The organism is Solitalea agri (assembly GCF_023914155.1).
Taxonomy (GTDB): Bacteria; Bacteroidota; Bacteroidia; order Sphingobacteriales; family Sphingobacteriaceae; genus Solitalea; species Solitalea agri.
In genome coordinates this window covers 23,313-41,188 of the sequence record NZ_JAMWYS010000053.1, presented here as the reverse complement: position 1 = coordinate 41,188, position 17,876 = coordinate 23,313, and the positions used below count along the sequence as shown (strand labels likewise).

General features: G+C 40.1%; 12 protein-coding genes. 7 read left to right on the top strand and 5 right to left on the bottom strand.

Annotated elements, in window-relative coordinates; translation table 11 throughout:
* From NF867_RS14710 to nirB, 5 genes are all read right to left on the bottom strand, one after another.
* Positions 1-3,513 (bottom strand): nitrate reductase, encoded by a 3,513-nt coding sequence (locus tag NF867_RS14710; RefSeq protein WP_252589028.1) that lies wholly within the window; start codon positions 3,511-3,513, stop codon positions 1-3.
* A gap of 20 nt (positions 3,514-3,533) precedes the next feature.
* Entirely contained in the window at positions 3,534-4,850 is a 1,317-nt protein-coding gene (locus tag NF867_RS14705) for an MFS transporter (protein ID WP_252589026.1), read from the bottom strand.
* 33 nt (positions 4,851-4,883) lie between these two features.
* On the bottom strand, positions 4,884-6,425 hold the full coding sequence (locus tag NF867_RS14700) for an alginate export family protein (RefSeq protein WP_252589023.1): 1,542 nt from the start codon (positions 6,423-6,425) through the stop codon (positions 4,884-4,886).
* A gap of 94 nt (positions 6,426-6,519) precedes the next feature.
* Positions 6,520-6,876: a nitrite reductase small subunit NirD gene (nirD, locus tag NF867_RS14695; protein WP_252589020.1), complete on the bottom strand. Its 357-nt coding sequence runs from the start codon at positions 6,874-6,876 to the stop codon at positions 6,520-6,522.
* A 30-nt stretch (positions 6,877-6,906) separates the two neighbouring features.
* On the bottom strand, positions 6,907-9,411 hold the full coding sequence (nirB, locus tag NF867_RS14690) for a nitrite reductase large subunit NirB (protein ID WP_252589018.1): 2,505 nt from the start codon (positions 9,409-9,411) through the stop codon (positions 6,907-6,909).
* A 316-nt stretch (positions 9,412-9,727) separates the two neighbouring features.
* Between nirB and cobA the strand changes: the two genes are divergently transcribed.
* From cobA to NF867_RS14655, 7 genes are all read left to right on the top strand, one after another.
* Complete coding sequence (gene cobA, locus NF867_RS14685; protein ID WP_252589016.1) at positions 9,728-10,459, top strand: uroporphyrinogen-III C-methyltransferase; 732 nt, start codon at positions 9,728-9,730, stop codon at positions 10,457-10,459.
* A 49-nt stretch (positions 10,460-10,508) separates the two neighbouring features.
* Entirely contained in the window at positions 10,509-11,204 is a 696-nt protein-coding gene (locus NF867_RS14680; RefSeq protein ID WP_252589012.1) for a Crp/Fnr family transcriptional regulator, read from the top strand.
* A 17-nt stretch (positions 11,205-11,221) separates the two neighbouring features.
* A complete protein-coding gene (moaC, locus tag NF867_RS14675) occupies positions 11,222-11,701 on the top strand; it encodes a cyclic pyranopterin monophosphate synthase MoaC (RefSeq protein WP_252589010.1) in 480 nt (159 codons plus the stop codon).
* Positions 11,682-12,281 (top strand): NTP transferase domain-containing protein, encoded by a 600-nt coding sequence (locus tag NF867_RS14670; RefSeq protein WP_252589007.1) that lies wholly within the window; start codon positions 11,682-11,684, stop codon positions 12,279-12,281. Before moaC ends, NF867_RS14670 begins: the two co-directional genes overlap by 20 nt.
* 147 nt (positions 12,282-12,428) lie before the next feature.
* Positions 12,429-12,677: a hypothetical protein gene (locus NF867_RS14665; protein WP_252589006.1), complete on the top strand. Its 249-nt coding sequence runs from the start codon at positions 12,429-12,431 to the stop codon at positions 12,675-12,677.
* Between the two features lie 865 nt (positions 12,678-13,542).
* The gene (locus NF867_RS14660) at positions 13,543-14,628 is read left to right on the top strand and encodes an efflux RND transporter periplasmic adaptor subunit (RefSeq protein ID WP_252589003.1); all 1,086 of its coding nucleotides are present in this window, start codon (positions 13,543-13,545) and stop codon (positions 14,626-14,628) included.
* A gap of 25 nt (positions 14,629-14,653) precedes the next feature.
* The gene (locus NF867_RS14655; protein ID WP_252589001.1) at positions 14,654-17,866 is read left to right on the top strand and encodes an efflux RND transporter permease subunit; all 3,213 of its coding nucleotides are present in this window, start codon (positions 14,654-14,656) and stop codon (positions 17,864-17,866) included.
* The last annotated feature ends 10 nt before the right edge of the window (positions 17,867-17,876 follow it).

Genomic DNA, 17,876 nt, shown 5'->3' with positions numbered 1-17,876 from the left:
TTACACCTCCATTGCTATTTGAGACAATTCTTCATCTAAAATTTGCTGAACCTGCGGGCGACAAGAACCACAGCCGGTTCCAGCCCCGGTAGCTGAACAAATTTCCTTAAGTGTTAAACAACCCTTTTTAATTTGCTGTTGAATATTACCGGCCCCCACGCTATTGCAACTACACACCAGTTTACCAATTACTGGCTCTGCTGTTTTGCCACTTCTCAATAGTGTCAATCGTTTTTCACTAAGCTCTGTACGGTTGGCGATTAAACCTTTGTACTCTAAAAACTCATTCTTATCACCTATTAAAATAGCCCCGACCAGCTTATCATCATGAATAATGCATTTTTTATAATACCTCTTTGCAAGGTCTTTAAACACAATTTCTTCGTAATCGCTATTGTTTGGACATTCAATGATACCCATGCTGCACAGGTCAAACCCATGCACTTTGATGATGTTCATTAGCAGGGTACCCTCGTAAAAGCTGGTAATATCACCATTCAGATATTTGGCAACTATCTCTGCTTGTTGCTCAGCTGCTGCGGTAATGCCGTATAGCATGTTATTGAACTCGGCAATTTCTCCAATGGCAAATATATTTTCATCCGAGGTTTGCATGCGTTCGTTAACAATAACACCGCGTTTATGCTCCAATCCACATTCTTTTATCAGCTCAATGTTTGGTGTAGTGCCAATAGCAAACACAATCGCATCACATTTAATTGTCCTGCCACTTTTCAGTCTGATGCCAGTTACGTCGGTTTGTCCATTTATCACCTGAACCTCATCGTTATAATAAATATCACAACCCTGATCGATCATCTCCTCATGCAAAACCATGCTTCCAGTGACATCAAGTTGTCGGTCAAGAAAGCGTGAGCTACGCTGAATAACAGTAGGCTTAATATTGATTTCACTAAGAGAAGCTGCAAGTTCTAATCCGAGTAAACCACCGCCAACAATTACAACCTGCCCTCCGGGTGGCAGATAGTTCATGAAATTATCAGCATCTGTTCTGCTCCTCATGGTAAATACCCCTCCGAGATCTGGGAGATTTTTAGGAACGGTTGCTCTGCTGCCGGTCGCCACCAGCAAAACATCATAATCAGTAACCTTTCCTTCCGAATCGGTTACAACTTTATTAATTCTATCAATATGCTTAACGCTAACGCCTTTTCTGAAATCGATGAGGTAGTTAGCTTCTTCATGCTCTGGCATTTTTATCAGCTGCTCCCAACTTTGCGCCCCCGAAATATAATCGGGAAGCATAACACGGTTATAAAAAGGGAATTTCTCAGCACTGAAAATCACAATCTCATCCGTTTTATTGAGCTCCCGATAGGACTTAACAAAACCAAAAGCACCAGCACCTGCACCAATAACTACGATACGTTGTTTAGGTTTAACATATTTGACAACCTTAACGGCACAGAATTTAAAATCAGGTTCTTTAGAAATAGGGTCGAGCAGATTATTGGTCAGATTATTGGCCCTGTTTAAATCGCTATTCAAAACTTTTCCCCAATGCATTGGCAAAAACACTACGCCTTTCTTCATTGAATTGGTTAGGGTTGCAGCAATACGCACCTCCCCTCTTCGGGAGTTAACCAATACAATATCTCCTTCTTGAATGTTCAAATCAGCGGCATCTTCGGGATGAATTTCGAGCAGAGGTTTTGCCAAATGCTGTTTCAACTTATTCACCTTGCCCGTTTTACTCATGGTATGCCACTGATCACGGGTTCTGCCTGTAGTAAGAATAAGCGGATAATCATCATCCGGTTTTTCGCTCATAATTGCGTCTTCCACCGAATGAATAATGGCTTTCTTTGAAGGCGTTAAAAAAAGATGGTCTTCGAATAGGCGCTTAGACTCCGACTGTGTTGCTCCTTTCGGAAACGGCCATTGCACCGTTTTTAATCCTTTTATCAATTCATAATTAAGGCCCGAAACATCTATTGAAGTACCGGCAGTCAATGCAGCATGTTCATCATAAACTGCTGCATCGTTTTCAAAGTCGAAACCTTTAAAACCCATTTTCTGTGCAAAACGACAGATAATTTCCCTATCAGGCAAAGCTTCTTCCGGAGGATCAATAAGTTTTGCCAGATGGCTGATGCGACGTTCCGAATTGGTCATCGTGCCTTCCTTTTCGAGCCATGCCGCTGCCGGAAGAATTACATCGGCATAACTTAACGTTTCAGGTTTGCTGCTTACCTCCTGAACAACCACATATTTGGCATTTTTCAAAGCCCGTTCAGCTTGCCGAACATCCGGCAAGCTTACCAACGGGTTAGTACAGATAATCCAAATTGCTTTTAAGGTACCTTTCTCAAGGGCCTCAAACATCTCGGTAGCAGTTAAACCCGGCTTTTCCGAAATGGTTGTACCTCCCCAAAACGCTTGTATTTCGTTTCGGTGCAACGGATTATTCAGATTACGATGAGCAGGTAATAAGTTTGATAATCCTCCTACCTCTCGTCCACCCATTGCATTGGGTTGACCGGTAAGAGAAAACGGACCGGAGCCTGGTTTCCCAATATGTCCGGTTATTAGATTAAGGTTGATCAGGCTAAGGTTTTTATTTACCCCAATTGAACTTTGGTTAAGGCCCATCGTCCACATGGTTAAAAATCCTTTGGAAGCCCCGATGTATCGTGCTGTTTTAATAATATCTCTTGCATCAACACCACAAATTAAGGCTGCTTCTTCAACAGTCCTTATAAACACTTGTTCTTTGTAGCGGGCAAATCCCTCGGAATGATCGTCAATAAACTGCTGATCGATTTTACCATTTTCGATTAAAAGACGGCCGATCGCATTATTCAAGGTCACATCGGTTCCCGGGTTTATTTGCAAATGAATATCTGCGATCGAGCAACTGTCGGTTTTGCGTGGATCAACAACAATTATTTTCACATGTGGATTAGCTGCTTTGTGCGCCTCTACCCTGCGCCAGATAATTGGATGGCACCAGGCCGGATTAGCGCCGGTTACAAAAAAGCAGTCGGCTTGCTCAATGTCATCATAACAAACAGGAACGCTATCCTCTCCTAAAGCCATTTTGTAACCAACAACAGCACTACTCATGCATAAACGGGAGTTGGTGTCGATGTTGTTACTGCCAATAAAGCCTTTAATAAGCTTGTTAATTACGTAGTATTCTTCGGTTAAACATTGTCCGGAAACGTAAAATGCAACCGAATCGGGACCATATTTTTGAATAAACGTTTTAAAGACCGCCGCGGTACGATTGAGGGCATCATCCCAGCTCACCTTTTGCAAAGGCATATTCTTATTGAACCGCATCTGAGGAAAAAGTAACCTATCAGAACAATCGTTTACCGTGTAATGCAGATTCATTCCCTTGCTGCAAAGCATCCCTTTGTTTACCGGGTGTTCAGGGTTTCCTTCTACACCCACTTTACCTTTTTGATCAGTATGAGCAAGTATCCCACAGCCTGTACCACAGTAGCAGCAGGTAGTTTCAAAGGCGGTTTTCTTCTTAGCCGACATAATACCCCCGAATTAAATGATCAATTATTTTGTAGCGCAGCAGCCATTTTTCCGTCCAAAACATAATCTTCGCTAACCTTAGGTTTAGCAAAGCGTGTAATCAGTACTAAACAGGCTACCGCAATAACCGTGTAACCAATGTATACAAAGGCCTGTTCGTAGGTAATCGACTCTGATTTAAACAGAAACCCGAACAGCATACCTCCAACATTTCCACCAGCACCAACTATCCCGCTTACCAAGCCCACATTCTTTTCGTTCACAAAAGGGGTAATAGAATAGGTTGCCCCGTTAGCCATTTTGAGGAACATGGCAAAGCCCAACATCGAAACAATGGCCATTACCAATGATCCGGCTTGTGCGAACAGGATAATTCCGGTTCCTTCTAAAAGGAGTAAACCCGCAAGCAAAATACCTTTACCTCGGATACCGTATTTCAAATTCACTTTATCAGCCGCAATGCCACCCAATGCACGGGCGAATAGATTCATAAAACCAAATATGCCTGCCCAAAAACCAGCTGAAGCTTGTGAAAGATGAAACGAATCAGTAAAGTGAAGAGCTGCCACTCCATCGAAAGTAATCTCCATCCCAAAGCAAACACCATAAGCCAGGGCCAACGACCAAACTCTCCAATCAGCCAAAATGCTCCAATCGGTTTTAGCGTTTACTTTACGTTCTCTGTTTATATCACTGAAATTACCTTCGGGCGTATCAACAGTATAATTATAATACACGTAGGCCATCACCAACAGCAACAATCCAGGAAAAATCATTGCATACCTCCACGATTGTGAGGGAGTATATCCGAAGCCAACGATCATAGCAAAGATCAATGGCATTAACATATTGGTTATTCCTCCCCCTAAATTACCCCAGCCACCGGCAACCGCATTTACAGTGCCTTTAATTTTAGGAGCGAACATGATAGAAGTGTGAAATTGAGTAATTACAAATGAGGCACCAATAACACCAATGGCCAATCTAAACAGCAAAAAGGTAGTGTATGAATCGGATAAACCAACCAAGGTCACCGGAATTGAGCCGATGATCAACAAGGTGGTGTAGGTTTTTCGCGGTCCCCAAGTATCACAAAGCCTTCCGATAATTAAACGGGCAAAAATGGTTGCCGATACTGCAGCAATGATCGTATTACCAACCTGTGCTTTGGATAAACCTAAGTCGGTACGAATAGTTGGCATTAAAGGAGCCAAACCAAACCAACCAAAGAAACAAACAAAGAAGGTTAACCAGGTGATATGGAACGTTCGCATTTGAACGCCTTTGAAGGAAAATATATTCAGTTTTGTCAGTGGTTTTGTGTTGAAGTTTTCCATGTTGATTTCGTTTTAGGTGAGTAGTTGGGAGGATTAAAGTTTGGAGGGAGATTGTTTGGTAAATAAAAACTCAGGTTTAATAGTTACCGACAGATAGGCCCATTGCGCCGTTTTATCGAAGTTCGTGACCGGCACTGCGGGCGATTGCCCTTTAGCATATGCCATGGCATTGGTTGCAAACATCATTGAGTATCCGAAATCGAGGGTTGTAAACTTATTCAGGGTACAACTTGCGGTAAAATCAAACTCATCACCTAGCGATTTTTGAGTTGTTGCGGCCAGTTCATTGGCGACTGCAAAGTGGTGGTAATCTAAAGCCAGTGAGTAAAACTTATTGGTAAACTTACTTTTCAGGTAAGCGTTTTTTAAACCCTGAGGAGGAGATCCTGACCCTGCATAGAAATAATCCATATAGCCCCAGAACTTATGAGGCGTGCCGTACAATGGATCGAACCGACTATTTTCATCTGCCGCTATAGATGTTTTATTACCCGATAAATAATCGTAACCGGGACCAGCACTGAATTTGCCTTTATTGTATGTTGCAAAAGCACTGTAATGGTAAGCACTTAGCTTTTTCGCATCCCGGTCATGCCCCGATTGCTCATAATAATTCAACTGAAGCTTAACAGAACTTTTGTTGGCGGCAATTGGAATTGACTGTATCGCCATCAGCCCATAGGTATATCGGCTAGAGTTTCCGTCAACATCAAAATAACGCCCGTAAACTAAGCCCCCATTGGTTTCAACACTCGATGAGCGGTATTTTCCAAACTTATCATTAAAGAACAGTGCTGAAAGCTTGGTATTTTTAACCGACTTGCTTAGATAAACACTTATAAACTTCTTATAATCCTGTGAACCACCGTTGGTAGTTGGCGGGTTGGTATAAGTTGGATTTCCACTGGCATCACTGTTGCCTAAACTATTTGTCAGGGGAACCATCCCTTCGGGAGTTGGCACTAACACACCATGATCATTTTTGACGTATTGAGGAACATTCCCAGGAACATAATAGTTACCTGACGTTTTCTCTGAATTTTGATTATAGGCATAACCCAAATCCAATTGCCAACCTTTATGAACCGCTTTTAACAAAGCCATATCAAAACGACGTGCCTGTTGCATCCAATCGAGGTTTCCTATTAAACGTGAGTCATCGTAAATCAACTCTTGACGCCCAATTTTAAATGACAGGTAGTCGATGAGTTTAAACTGGTTGGTTGAATCGTCTTTATTAGCTAAGATCACTTCGGCCCAACCTTCATGCAGCATCAGTTTATTACCATCGGAATTGCTTATTGAAGAAGCGTCCTGACCCCATACACGTACATCCTGCAGGGATCCGCCTAATACAAGGAAATTCCATCGATATCCAAATCCTAAACGGGTACGTTGAGAGATAAAATCGGCAGATTGAGCGCTGGTAGGTAGAAGATTGGAGAAGCCGTTTCGGTATTCGGCGCGGGCTCTAATTTGTGCGTTTATCGACAATTGAGCATGAACACTATTTGCTAATGAAAAAATAAGGAATAGTGTAAAAACGACTGCAAATAATTTATTTTTTAAATACATTTGACACTGGTTTTAAGTAATTAACAGATCTTGAAACTTATTTCCCTAGCAAAGACTGCAATTCTTTGTTGGGGATTTTCTTTTCATCAGACCTTCACTCTAAACTCACAAACACTTTCCCGTTCTCAACCTTCACCGGATACACTTTTATCTCATACTCATCATTACTTAGGCATTTTCCGGTTTGAAGCGAAAAAGTGTTTTTATGAAACGGGCAAGCTACTTTTGGTTCGCAGCTATCGCCGGAGCTTCCGATCATTCCTCTCGAAAGCACCATTTGTTGTTTGTGAGGGCATAAATTTTGAGTTGCATACCACTCGTTTCTTCTGGCAAAATTGAAAATGGCTATTTGTTCATCTTCAACTTTAACACAAGCCCCTCCGTTTTCAGGAATGTCTTTGGCATCACACACCATAATCCATTCACAGGCTGTTAATACGTCTTCGGTCATAGTAGTAATTTTTAGTTAGCGAAATATGAATTACCATTGAGTTGCCATGATCTGGTCTCTCATTGGCTGAAAAGAAACTGATGGATCTTTTTCTTCAGGAGCATTCACAAAATGGTTGAACTTTTTCTTCATCTCATCATTTTCAACCACCTCAAGCCACTCACATTTGTAGTTTTTAATCAGCGTGTCCATTTCGGCTTCAAGCTCTTCGCCAATAGCCAAACTGTCGTTTACCACAACATTTTTCAGGTAGCTCATGCCTCCCTCCATTTTATTCAGCCAGGTAGCTGTGCGGGTTAAAGGATCGGCTGTTTTAATGTAGAACATTAAGAATCTATCAAGGTATTTGATACAGGTTTCACTGTCGATATCGGCTGCCAACAATTGAGCATGCTGTGGTTTAGAACCACCGTTACCGCATACATATAGGTTCCAGCCCTTTTCGGTAGCAATAATTCCAAAGTCTTTTGATTGAGCTTCGGCACATTCGCGGATACATCCTGATACTCCACCTTTTAATTTATGAGGAGAACGAAGTCCTTTGTAACGGTTTTCAATTTCGATAGCAAATGAAACGCTGTCATGCAAACCAAAACGGCACCAAGTGCTTCCAACACAGCTTTTCACGGTACGCAAAGATTTGCCGTAAGCATGGCCACTTTCGAAACCTGCAGCTGTTAACTTTTCCCAAATCAATGGCAAATCATTTAGGTGAGCCCCAAACAAATCGATACGCTGACCTCCTGTAATTTTTGTGTAGAGACCAAATTCTTTAGCTACCTCACCAATTACAATTAATTTATCAGGCGTTATTTCACCGCCGGCAATACGAGGAACCACCGAATAAGTTCCACCTTTTTGAATATTAGCCAAAAAGCGGTCGTTACTATCTTGAATAGTGGCTTGCTTTAAGATCAAGTCATTCCAAAGACTTGCTAAAATACTCGCAACGGCAGGCTTACATACTTCACAGCCATCACCCTTACCAAATGTATCGAGCACTTCGTCATAACTTTTAATATTATTTATTTTGATAAGATCGAGTAACTCCTGGCGTGAGAAATTAAAGTGTTCGCAAATAACATTTTTAACATATTTACCATTTTCTTTAAGCGTTCCATTGATCAGGTCTTTCACCATTGGAACACATCCACCACAACCGGTACCTGCTTTGGTGCATTTCTTCATGCCCTCAATAGTCGTAATATCCTGATCCATCACCGCTGAACAGATCGCCCCTTTGGTAACCGCTTCGCAAGAACAAATCAATGCATCATCTGGCAAACTCATTACACCAGCTCCCTCCGAAGCTGCACCACCACGGGCGCCAAGAATTAAATCTTCAGGGTTTGGCGGCAATACAATTTTGTTGTTTACCGTCTGCAGTAACATATTATAAGCCTCGGCATCACCTACAAGCACACCACCCAAAAGGTGCTTGCCATCATGGGTCATGTTAATGCGTTTATAAACACCTTTATTAGAATCTTCGAAGGAGATGGTTTTACAATCGGGCTCACAAATAAACGGATCGCCAAAGCTCGCCACGTCAACACCAATTAATTTAAGCTTGGTGCTCATGTCGTAACCTTTGAACTTTTTATCGATGTTACATAAATACGAAGCCACGATCTCGGCCATTTCATATCCTGGCGCTACCAAGCCATAAATCATTCCATCAAACAATGCACACTCGCCGATTGCAAAAATCTTTTCATCCGATGTTTGCATGCATTCATTTACCACAATTCCTCCTCGCGGACCTAATTCCAAACCAGATTGTCTGGCCAGTTCATCACGTGGACGGATTCCGGCAGAAATGACGAGCATATCGAAACTCATGGTTGTATCGTCGGCAAACTGCAACCCTGTAATTTGTTCTTCACCTAAAATTTTGGAAGTATTAACATTAAGATGAACCTGTAAGCCTATTTCTTTTAATTTATGTTGAAGTAGTTTGCTACCGTTCTGATCAATTTGTCTTGGCATTAAGCGAGGAGCGAACTCTACCACATGAGTTTCTTTCAAACCAAGATCGATCAAGGCTTTTGCTGCTTCTAAACCTAAAAGCCCACCACCCATCACTACTCCTTTTTGGGCAAATTCGGCATAGCTTGTCATCGCCTCCAGGTCTTCTATGGTACGATATACAAAAACACCTTTTTTATCGATACCTGGAATAGTTGGAACAAATGGAGCCGAACCGGTTGCTAACACTAAATAATCATAGGATTGAACGAGACCTTTAAAAGAGTAGATGGTTTGTGTTTCCCGGTTGATTTCCTTGATCGGATCACCTAAGTGGAGGGTAATATTATTATCAATGTACCAATTAACGTCGGCCATGCTTAAATCATCAGCCGACTTACCGGAGAAAAATTCGCTTAAATGAACCCGGTCGTAAGCAACTCTAGGTTCTTCACCAAACACAATAAGATTAAACTTTTCATTTTTGGCCAATAATTTCTCACAAAACTTATATCCAACCATCCCATTTCCAACAATTACTATATTTTTAGTATAATTCTCAGTCATATTTAGCTGTTTTTCGTGGTTAATAATGAAATTTTATCTAAAAATTAACTCTTATTTCATAAATAATTAATTTTTATTCAACATAAAGTATCAAACTTAAACATTTTATGACACAAAACATTTTTTAAACCAGTTTTATATTGTAAAAATAGAATAATTTATATTTAAAATCATAAAAAATGAAATAAAATATTTTAACATCCTATTTTAGCCAAATAATTAGAACAAACTGATTAAATTTTTAACTAAAAAATCGAAAACACTTTAAACAAAAGAGATATTGTGCGAAATTTTCAATAAAAAACATAAAAAACACATGAATTTAAGAGCAGAATTAGTAATTATTGGTGCAGGACCGGGCGATCCGGACCTAATTACACTAAAAGCGGTGAATATTTTAAAAAAAGCAGATGTAATTTTATACGACAACCTCATAAACCAGGCATTATTAGACCATGCTTCAGCTAACTGCGAAAAAATTTATGTAGGCAAACCTCCGTATAAAGAGTACACTCCTCAGGAGCGAATTCATGAGCTTATAAAAGAAAAGGCGGTCGATAACAAACTAGTGGTACGTTTAAAAGGTGGAGATCCTTTTGTTTTTGGCCGTGGCATGGAAGAAATCATCTTTGCCCGTCAAAATGGAATTAAGACTAGTTATATCCCAGGCATTACCAGTATGCTGGCTGTAGGATTATCGGATATAACCTTAACCCACCGGGGGATTAGCGAAGGAATTTGGATCATTACCGGCACAAAAAAAGACGGCACATTATCCAGAGATATTCAACTGGCCATGCAAAGCAATACCACCATTGTCATTTATATGGGGATGAAAAACCTTCCCAATATTATTAAAGAATGTATCAATTGCGACAAAGGCGATATGCCGGCCGCTTTAATACAGCATGCCTCCTTACCTTATACTAAAATTGTTAAAGGACCTGTAAAAGATCTTGAAATATTAGCCAAAGAACATAAAATAACACATCCAGCATTAATTATTATTGGAGAAGTAACCAAAATAGAGACCGAATTTGCAGTATAGCCGATTTTCATTGTATATTAATCGCTTGGATGAAGAAATTAGCTTATAAATGAAAAAAAGCAAGGATGTTTGTGATGTAAAAAGCTGTTTTTTGTGCTCACTATGCATAAAAGACTGGCTTCCGGCAGTTGAAAACAATAAAAAAAACCTGGATTATAAAAAAGGTGAGCTTATTTTCAATGAAGGCGATGAGGTAAAAGGGATTTACTTTATTTACAAAGGAAAAGTAAAGGTGCATCAAAAATGGGGAGAAGACAAGGAGTTAATTATCCGTTTCGCCAAATCGGGAGGCATTTTTGGCCATCGTGGAATCGGTAAAGAAAATCATTATCCGGTTTCGGCTACTGCCCTGGAGCCTACCACTGTGTGTTTCATAGAAAAAGAGTTTTTTCTGTCATCATTAAGGGTTAATTCGAATTTAATGTTCGAATTGATGATGTTTTACTCAAATGAGCTACAGGAATCAGAAAAAAGAATGAAAAACCTGGCGCATATGTCGGTAAAAGGACGAGTAGCCAGTTGTTTGCTTTCTTTAATGGAAACCTTTGGTTTAGATGGGGACCAATTTTTAGACGCCACATTAAGCCGTCAGGATATTGCCTCTTTTGCCGGAACAACATATGAAACAGCCTTTAGGGTTATGAATGACCTTATTGCCGAAAACGCCGTAAATGTTGTAGACAAACGAATTGCGATAATCAATGCAGTACATCTGCAAAAAATCGTTGAACAAGAATCTAAGTAAACTAAACTCTCAAAAGCATGAGCGCGAAAACTTTCACCCATTTAGACGAGAACAACCAGGTAACCATTGTTGATATTGAGAGCAAACAAATAACAACTCGCATTGCCACAGCACAGGCAAGAGTGTATCTGCCCGAAGAGGTGCTTACTCACTTTACCAACGGCGAAATTATTTCAAAAAAGGGGGCAGTTTTTCAATCGGCAATAATTGCTGGAATAATGGCAGCCAAAAAAACACCTGATCTGATTCCCTTGTGCCATACTTTATTAATCGAAAACTGTAAGATCAATATAGTTTTAGAAGACAACGAAGCAGTAATAAATTGTACGGTAAAAACTACCGGAAAAACCGGCGTTGAAATGGAAGCATTGACTGGAGCAAGCATTGCCGCCCTAACCATTTACGACATGTGCAAGGCTTTTTCACATGAGATGATCATTAAAGAAACACGACTATTAAGCAAAACAGGAGGCAAAAGTGACTTTAAACGAAAATAAAAGCCCATTGTATGCGCTGATACTTTGTGGTGGCTATAGCAAACGCATGAAAACTGACAAGTTTTCAATTTCTTACCATGATAACACTCCGCAGTGGCTTTATTTGTTCAACTTATTGCGTCCCCTTGTAGAAAACACTTTTCTTTCATGTCGAAAAGATCAGATTTCACTGTTTGAAGAACATTATCCAATAATTATTGATGGGATTGATGGTGACGGACCAAGCGTAGGATTGATCAGCGCTCATCTAAAACATCCGGATGCAGCCTGGTTGGTTATCGCCTGTGATCTGCCACTATTGACCGACAAAACCCTGCGTGAATTAATCAGCAGTCGCAATATTCATAAAAGTGCCACTTCCTTTATCAGCCCCATAAATAATTTACCTGAACCTTTAATTGCTATTTGGGAGCCAAGGGCCTTGCACCTATTGAAAGAGAATTTTGAAGCCGGATTAAATTGCCCACGAAAAACCTTGTTAAACACTACCATTGAATTACTGACCAGCTCCTCTCCTCTTGAACAAATGAATGCTAACACCCCTGAAGACCGCGATGATGCATTAAAAATATTAGGGTAAATTCTTCGGGAATCACAGTCTATCCAGACCTGTAACAAGAGATACTCTTGCAAAACAATTTCTTATCCATTTCTTAATAACTAAGTTACAAGGAACGATTTATTTTAAACATGATAGCTTAAAAACTAGAATTTAAAATATCTCGACATGTACAAACTTCAATATTTTAACAGGGAAAAACTGGTTGAACAATTTGAATATTCAACACTTGAAGATGCCCAGGATTCGATAGATGATAATGATGTCTCGAACTGTACTAAGTACAAAATTCTAGATGGTGAGGGAAACATGCTCGAAGAGGACGAGTTCTTAGAAATTAAAAATAGAAAAATGATGTTTGATGAAGAAGAAAGTGATCTGGAATTCTACTTTGATGATTTCTTTATTTACGATTAACTCTTCCATATCAAAAAACGACTCCTCCAGCAGATCTTACTTGCATACGCTAACGCGTGGGCGACCAAGAGGACAAACATTTTTCAGAGACTACATTCCATTATGTGAAAATTAAAAACATTTCTGAATTAGGGCTATATAGATCTCCCACAAAAAAATTCCTGACCATATTGTATAGAGTATATAATTCAAAAGCATCATCATTTCTGGAATTTGATTCAGACAACCATAGTTTATTGTCGTATTTACTATGACCTTGAATGTTAGCAGTAAAACAGACAAAATAATAACTGGAAGGATGTAAAAGATAAGCTTGCTACTTTGGGGAATTAGGCTTTTAGCAAGATGTAGGTGGAAGAATCCAAAAACAAAAATTAGCGAAAGCATAAACATGCCAATACCTACGTTTAAACTAAGAAAAGCAATCAACACTGCAATTACGGACAACAAAACTAGACCCATCAAGCATTTGGTCGTAGTGTTTACATAAATTTTCAGCCGTTCTTTTAGTGTTGAATGTATCATTTGAATAGTCTATACTAAGTTTGTCTCCTTATAATTATGTAATAATTTCCCTGCCCAATTTAAGTATTTATCGTTTGCTTAACCACAACAGATGAAAGTTAGTTGGCCTGAGCAAATATTCTTATCAATTTAAGCCCACTCCAATTTCACATCCCATTGTTATAAAAATCAATAAACAACAACTCCTAATACTCCCCTTACTTCATAAAAACTTCATAAAGCAACTTTTTCTTTGCCCGTTGAAAGAAATCGTAGAATCCGTTTAGTACATCTGCCGAGCCTCTTTCTGATTAACACTTTAAAAAATCATTTTTTATCACCCGAATTAAGATTACTTATAATGAAGAGAATTGTAATGCTTGCAGGTTTTAGTGCTTTACTTTACAACACTAGTTGCAAACAAAAGAAAGAAGAAGAAAAAGAAGAGGCAGGCACTTTTGCCATTACCAGTCCGCTAACGATTGACACTTCCTTTACTAAAGAATATGTATCGCAAATCAAATCGGTACGTAATATCGAATTAAGGGCACAGGAAAAGGGCTATTTACAAAACATTTATGTTGACGAAGGGCAATCAGTAAAAGCCGGTCAGCTATTATTCCGTATCATGCCAACAATGTATGAAGCGGAGTTGAAAAAGGCACAGGCAGAAACCAAAGCTGCTGAAATTGAACTAGCCAACACCCAAGCTCTTGCTGATAAAAATATTGTTTCTAAAAATGAACTGGCTATGGCTAAGGCCAAGTTAGATCAGGCAAACGCTGAAACAGCATTGGCCAAACTGCATCTTTCATTCACTGAAATCCGTGCTCCATTCGACGGAACAATTGACCGCATTCCATTAAAACTGGGAAGTCTTATTGATGAGGGTGAATTATTGACCAGTTTATCAGATAACAGTCAGGTGTTTTCTTACTTCAATGTTTCTGAACCGGAATATTTAAACTATCAGAGCACCGTAAACAAAGGCCAAAAACAAAAAGTTAGCCTTATTCTGGCCAACAATGAAATGTTGAGCACAAAAGGGGAAGTAGAGACCGTTGAGAGCGAGTTTGACAACGAAACAGGAAACATTGCTTTCAGAGCAAGATTCGCTAACCCTAAGCAATTGCTTAAAAACGGTGAAACCGGAAAAGTGCAAATGGTGGTACCTATTAAAAACGCGCTTGTAATTCCTCAAAAGGCTACTTATGAGATTCAGGATAAAAAATATGTATTCATTGTGGATAAAAACAATACGGTAAAATCGAGAGAAATTACGGTAGCCTCAGAGCTCCCTGACCTGTACATTGTGGGTGATGGATTAAAATCAGACGACAAAATTTTGTTGGAAGGCGTTCAGAAAGTGAAAGATGATGACAAGATCGCTTCAAAATTTGAAGATCCAAAAGAGGTGATCAATCAACTTAAACTGAAAGCAGAATAGTGTTTTAACCGCTAAAATTAGTTTTATGTTCAATAAGTTCATACAAAGGCCCGTCCTTTCAATTGTAATATCACTGATTATCGTATTTATTGGTGGGCTGGCCATCACCAAATTACCGGTAACTCAGTTCCCTTCTATTTCGCCACCAAAGGTGAATATCACTGCCGAATACCCTGGTGCTAATAACGAGCTCCTGATCAAATCGGTTGTAATTCCTTTGGAAAGAGCACTAAACGGCGTACCGGGAATGAAATACATCACTTCCGACGCTGGTAACGATGGTGAAGCATCTATCCAGGTGATTTTCAACTTGGGTACCGATCCCAATCAAGCTTCACTTAACGTACAAAATCGTGTAGCTGCGGTTACCAATAAGCTTCCGCCCTTGGTAATTCGTGAAGGTGTTAAGATCAGCCGTGAGGAATCGAACATGCTGATGTACATCAACTTGTACAGCAAGGATCCTAAAATGAACCAAAACTTCCTTTTCAACTATGCCGATATCAATATTTTATCGGAATTGAAACGGGTTGACGGCGTTGGTTTTGCCGATATTTTGGGTAACCGCGAATACGCAATGCGTATTTGGCTGAAACCTGACCGCATGCTGGCTTATAAAATTTCAACCGATGAGGTGATGAAAGCCTTGGATGAGCAGAGTCTTGAGGCATCTCCAGGTAAAACAGGTGAAAGCTCAGGTAAACGCTCACAGGCTTTTGAGTATGTATTGAAATATCCAGGCCGATACAGTAACAAAGAAGGATACGAAAACATCGTAGTACGTGCGAGTTCAAACGGTGAACTCTTACGATTAAAAGATGTTGCTGATGTTGAGTTCAGCAGTTCGATGTACGATTTGTACTCGAACCTTAATGGAAAAGCATCGGCGGCTATCGTTATTAAACAAGCCTATGGTAGTAACGCTACCCAGGTTATTGAAGATGTTAAGGCAAAAATGGCCGAACTTAAGGCAAATGATTTCCCTAAAGGTTTGGATTATGAGATCAGTTACGACGTTTCTAAGTTCTTAGATGCCTCTATTGAAAAAGTAATTCATACCCTGGTTGAAGCCTTCATTTTGGTGGGTTTAGTAGTATTCATTTTCTTAGGCGACTGGCGATCAACCATTATCCCTGCTATTGCCGTACCTGTATCACTTATTGGTACGTTCATGTTCATGCAGTTCTTCGGCATTACGCTTAACCTTATCACGCTGTTCGCCTTAGTACTCGCAATCGGTATTGTGGTGGATAATGCGATTGTAGTAATTGAGGCGGTACACGCCAACATGGAAACCTACCACCTTTCTCCGCTCAAAGCAACACAACGGGCTATGCGTGAGATCAGCGGAGCCATCATCGCCATCACCTTTGTAATGGCGGCAGTGTTTATTCCAGTGGCATTCATGTCGGGACCAGTGGGTATTTTCTACCGCCAGTTCTCCATTACCATGTCAACGGCAATTGTCCTTTCGGGTTTGGTGGCGCTTACGTTAACACCTGCCCTTTGTGCCATTATGCTGAAAAACAACCATGGTAAAGCCAAAAAGAAAACTCCTGTTGATAAAGTATTAAACGGATTTAACAAATGGTTTGAAAGACTTACCGGTCGTTACCAAACCCTGTTGAACAAAGTGGTAACCCGTCGTATGGTAACCACAGGAGCTTTAGTGGCCTTCTGTGCCGGTATTTGGTTTTTAAATAACGATGTACCATCAGGCTTTATCCCTAACGAGGACCAGGGAATGGTGTATGCCGTTATCCAAACACCTCCGGGATCATCGCTGGAAAGAACCAATCAGATTGCAGAAAAACTACAGAAAATTGCTGAAGGCATTGAAGGGGTACAATCTGTTTCATCATTGGCGGGTTATGAGATCCTGACCGAAGGTACAGGAGCTAACGCTGGTACCTGTTTGATCAACTTAAAAGATTGGAGCAGTCGTAAGAATTCCGCCAAGGATGTGATCGATGAACTGGAAGAAAAGTCGAAAGATATTTCAGGAGCTACAATAGAATTCTTCCAACCACCAGCAGTTCCGGGTTATGGAGCGGCAGGCGGTTTCGAATTGCGTTTATTGGATAAAGCCGGAAGTGGTGACTATAAAAAAATGGAAACCGTAAGTCAGGAATTTGTTAAAGAATTGAACAAGCGCCCTGAATTGTCGTCGGTATTTACCTTCTACAGTGCCAGTTTCCCTCAATACATGTTACGCATTGACAATGACATTGCACAGCAAAAAGGTGTTACCATCGACAATGCCATGAACACACTTTCTACATTGATCGGCAGTAACTACGAAACCAGTTTTATCAAATACGACCGTCAGTATAAAGTAATTGTTCAGGCATCCCCTCAATACAGAGCATTGCCACAAGATATCTTAAAGCTTTATGTTAAAAACGACAAGGGTGAAATGGTTCCGTACTCGGCTTTCATGAAAATGGAAAAAGTATACGGATTATCAGAGATCACCCGTCATAACATGTATAACGCGTCAGAGATCAGTGGTTCTTCTGCACCGGGCTACAGTAGTGGTGAAGCTATTAAAGCAATTACTGAAGTTGCTGCCAAAACATTACCAAGAGGTTTCGGTATCGACTGGGCAGGTATTTCTAAAGATGAGGTATCAAGAGGAAACGAAGCTATCTATATCTTCCTGATCTGTTTGGGCTTCGTTTACCTGATTCTTGCGGCTCAATACGAAAGTTTCATCCTTCCATTATCAGTGATCTTATCATTACCTGCAGGGATTTTTGGAGCATTCTTATTCTTAAAATTATTCGGATTGGAAAATAACATTTATGCACAGGTGGCCATGGTAATGCTTATCGGTTTGTTAGGTAAAAATGCCGTACTGATCGTTGAGTTTGCAGTACAAAAACACAGTGAAGGATTTTCGGTGAAAAAAGCAGCTTTGGAAGGTGCTAAAGCAAGGTTCCGACCTATCCTAATGACTTCGTTTGCATTCATCGCCGGACTAATTCCATTGGTGATGGCAACGGGGCCTGGTAAAGTAGGAAACAGAACAATTGGTTCGGCAGCTGCCGGAGGTATGTTGTTCGGAACCATTTTCGGAGTAATTGTAATTCCGGGCTTGTACTACCTCTTTGGTAAAATAGCTGAAAGACATAAACTGATCAGAATTGAAGAAGAGCAGCCTTTAACCGAAGAAATTGAAAACAAATTAACAGACAGCCATATGGCTGGAATTGAAGGCCAACTGTTAGACCGATAAATTGAAAGTA

Coding starts and splice junctions, on each gene's coding strand:
- NF867_RS14655 (WP_252589001.1), top strand. CDS start 14,654: ATGTTCAATAAGTTCATACAAAGGCCCGTCCTTTCAATTGTAATATCA.
- NF867_RS14665 (WP_252589006.1), top strand. CDS start 12,429: ATGTACAAACTTCAATATTTTAACAGGGAAAAACTGGTTGAACAATTT.
- nirD (WP_252589020.1), bottom strand. CDS start 6,876: ATGACCGAAGACGTATTAACAGCCTGTGAATGGATTATGGTGTGTGAT.
- NF867_RS14700 (WP_252589023.1), bottom strand. CDS start 6,425: ATGTATTTAAAAAATAAATTATTTGCAGTCGTTTTTACACTATTCCTT.
- cobA (WP_252589016.1), top strand. CDS start 9,728: ATGAATTTAAGAGCAGAATTAGTAATTATTGGTGCAGGACCGGGCGAT.
- NF867_RS14710 (WP_252589028.1), bottom strand. CDS start 3,513: ATGTCGGCTAAGAAGAAAACCGCCTTTGAAACTACCTGCTGCTACTGT.
- NF867_RS14680 (WP_252589012.1), top strand. CDS start 10,509: ATGAAAAAAAGCAAGGATGTTTGTGATGTAAAAAGCTGTTTTTTGTGC.
- moaC (WP_252589010.1), top strand. CDS start 11,222: ATGAGCGCGAAAACTTTCACCCATTTAGACGAGAACAACCAGGTAACC.
- NF867_RS14705 (WP_252589026.1), bottom strand. CDS start 4,850: ATGGAAAACTTCAACACAAAACCACTGACAAAACTGAATATATTTTCC.
- NF867_RS14660 (WP_252589003.1), top strand. CDS start 13,543: ATGAAGAGAATTGTAATGCTTGCAGGTTTTAGTGCTTTACTTTACAAC.
- nirB (WP_252589018.1), bottom strand. CDS start 9,411: ATGACTGAGAATTATACTAAAAATATAGTAATTGTTGGAAATGGGATG.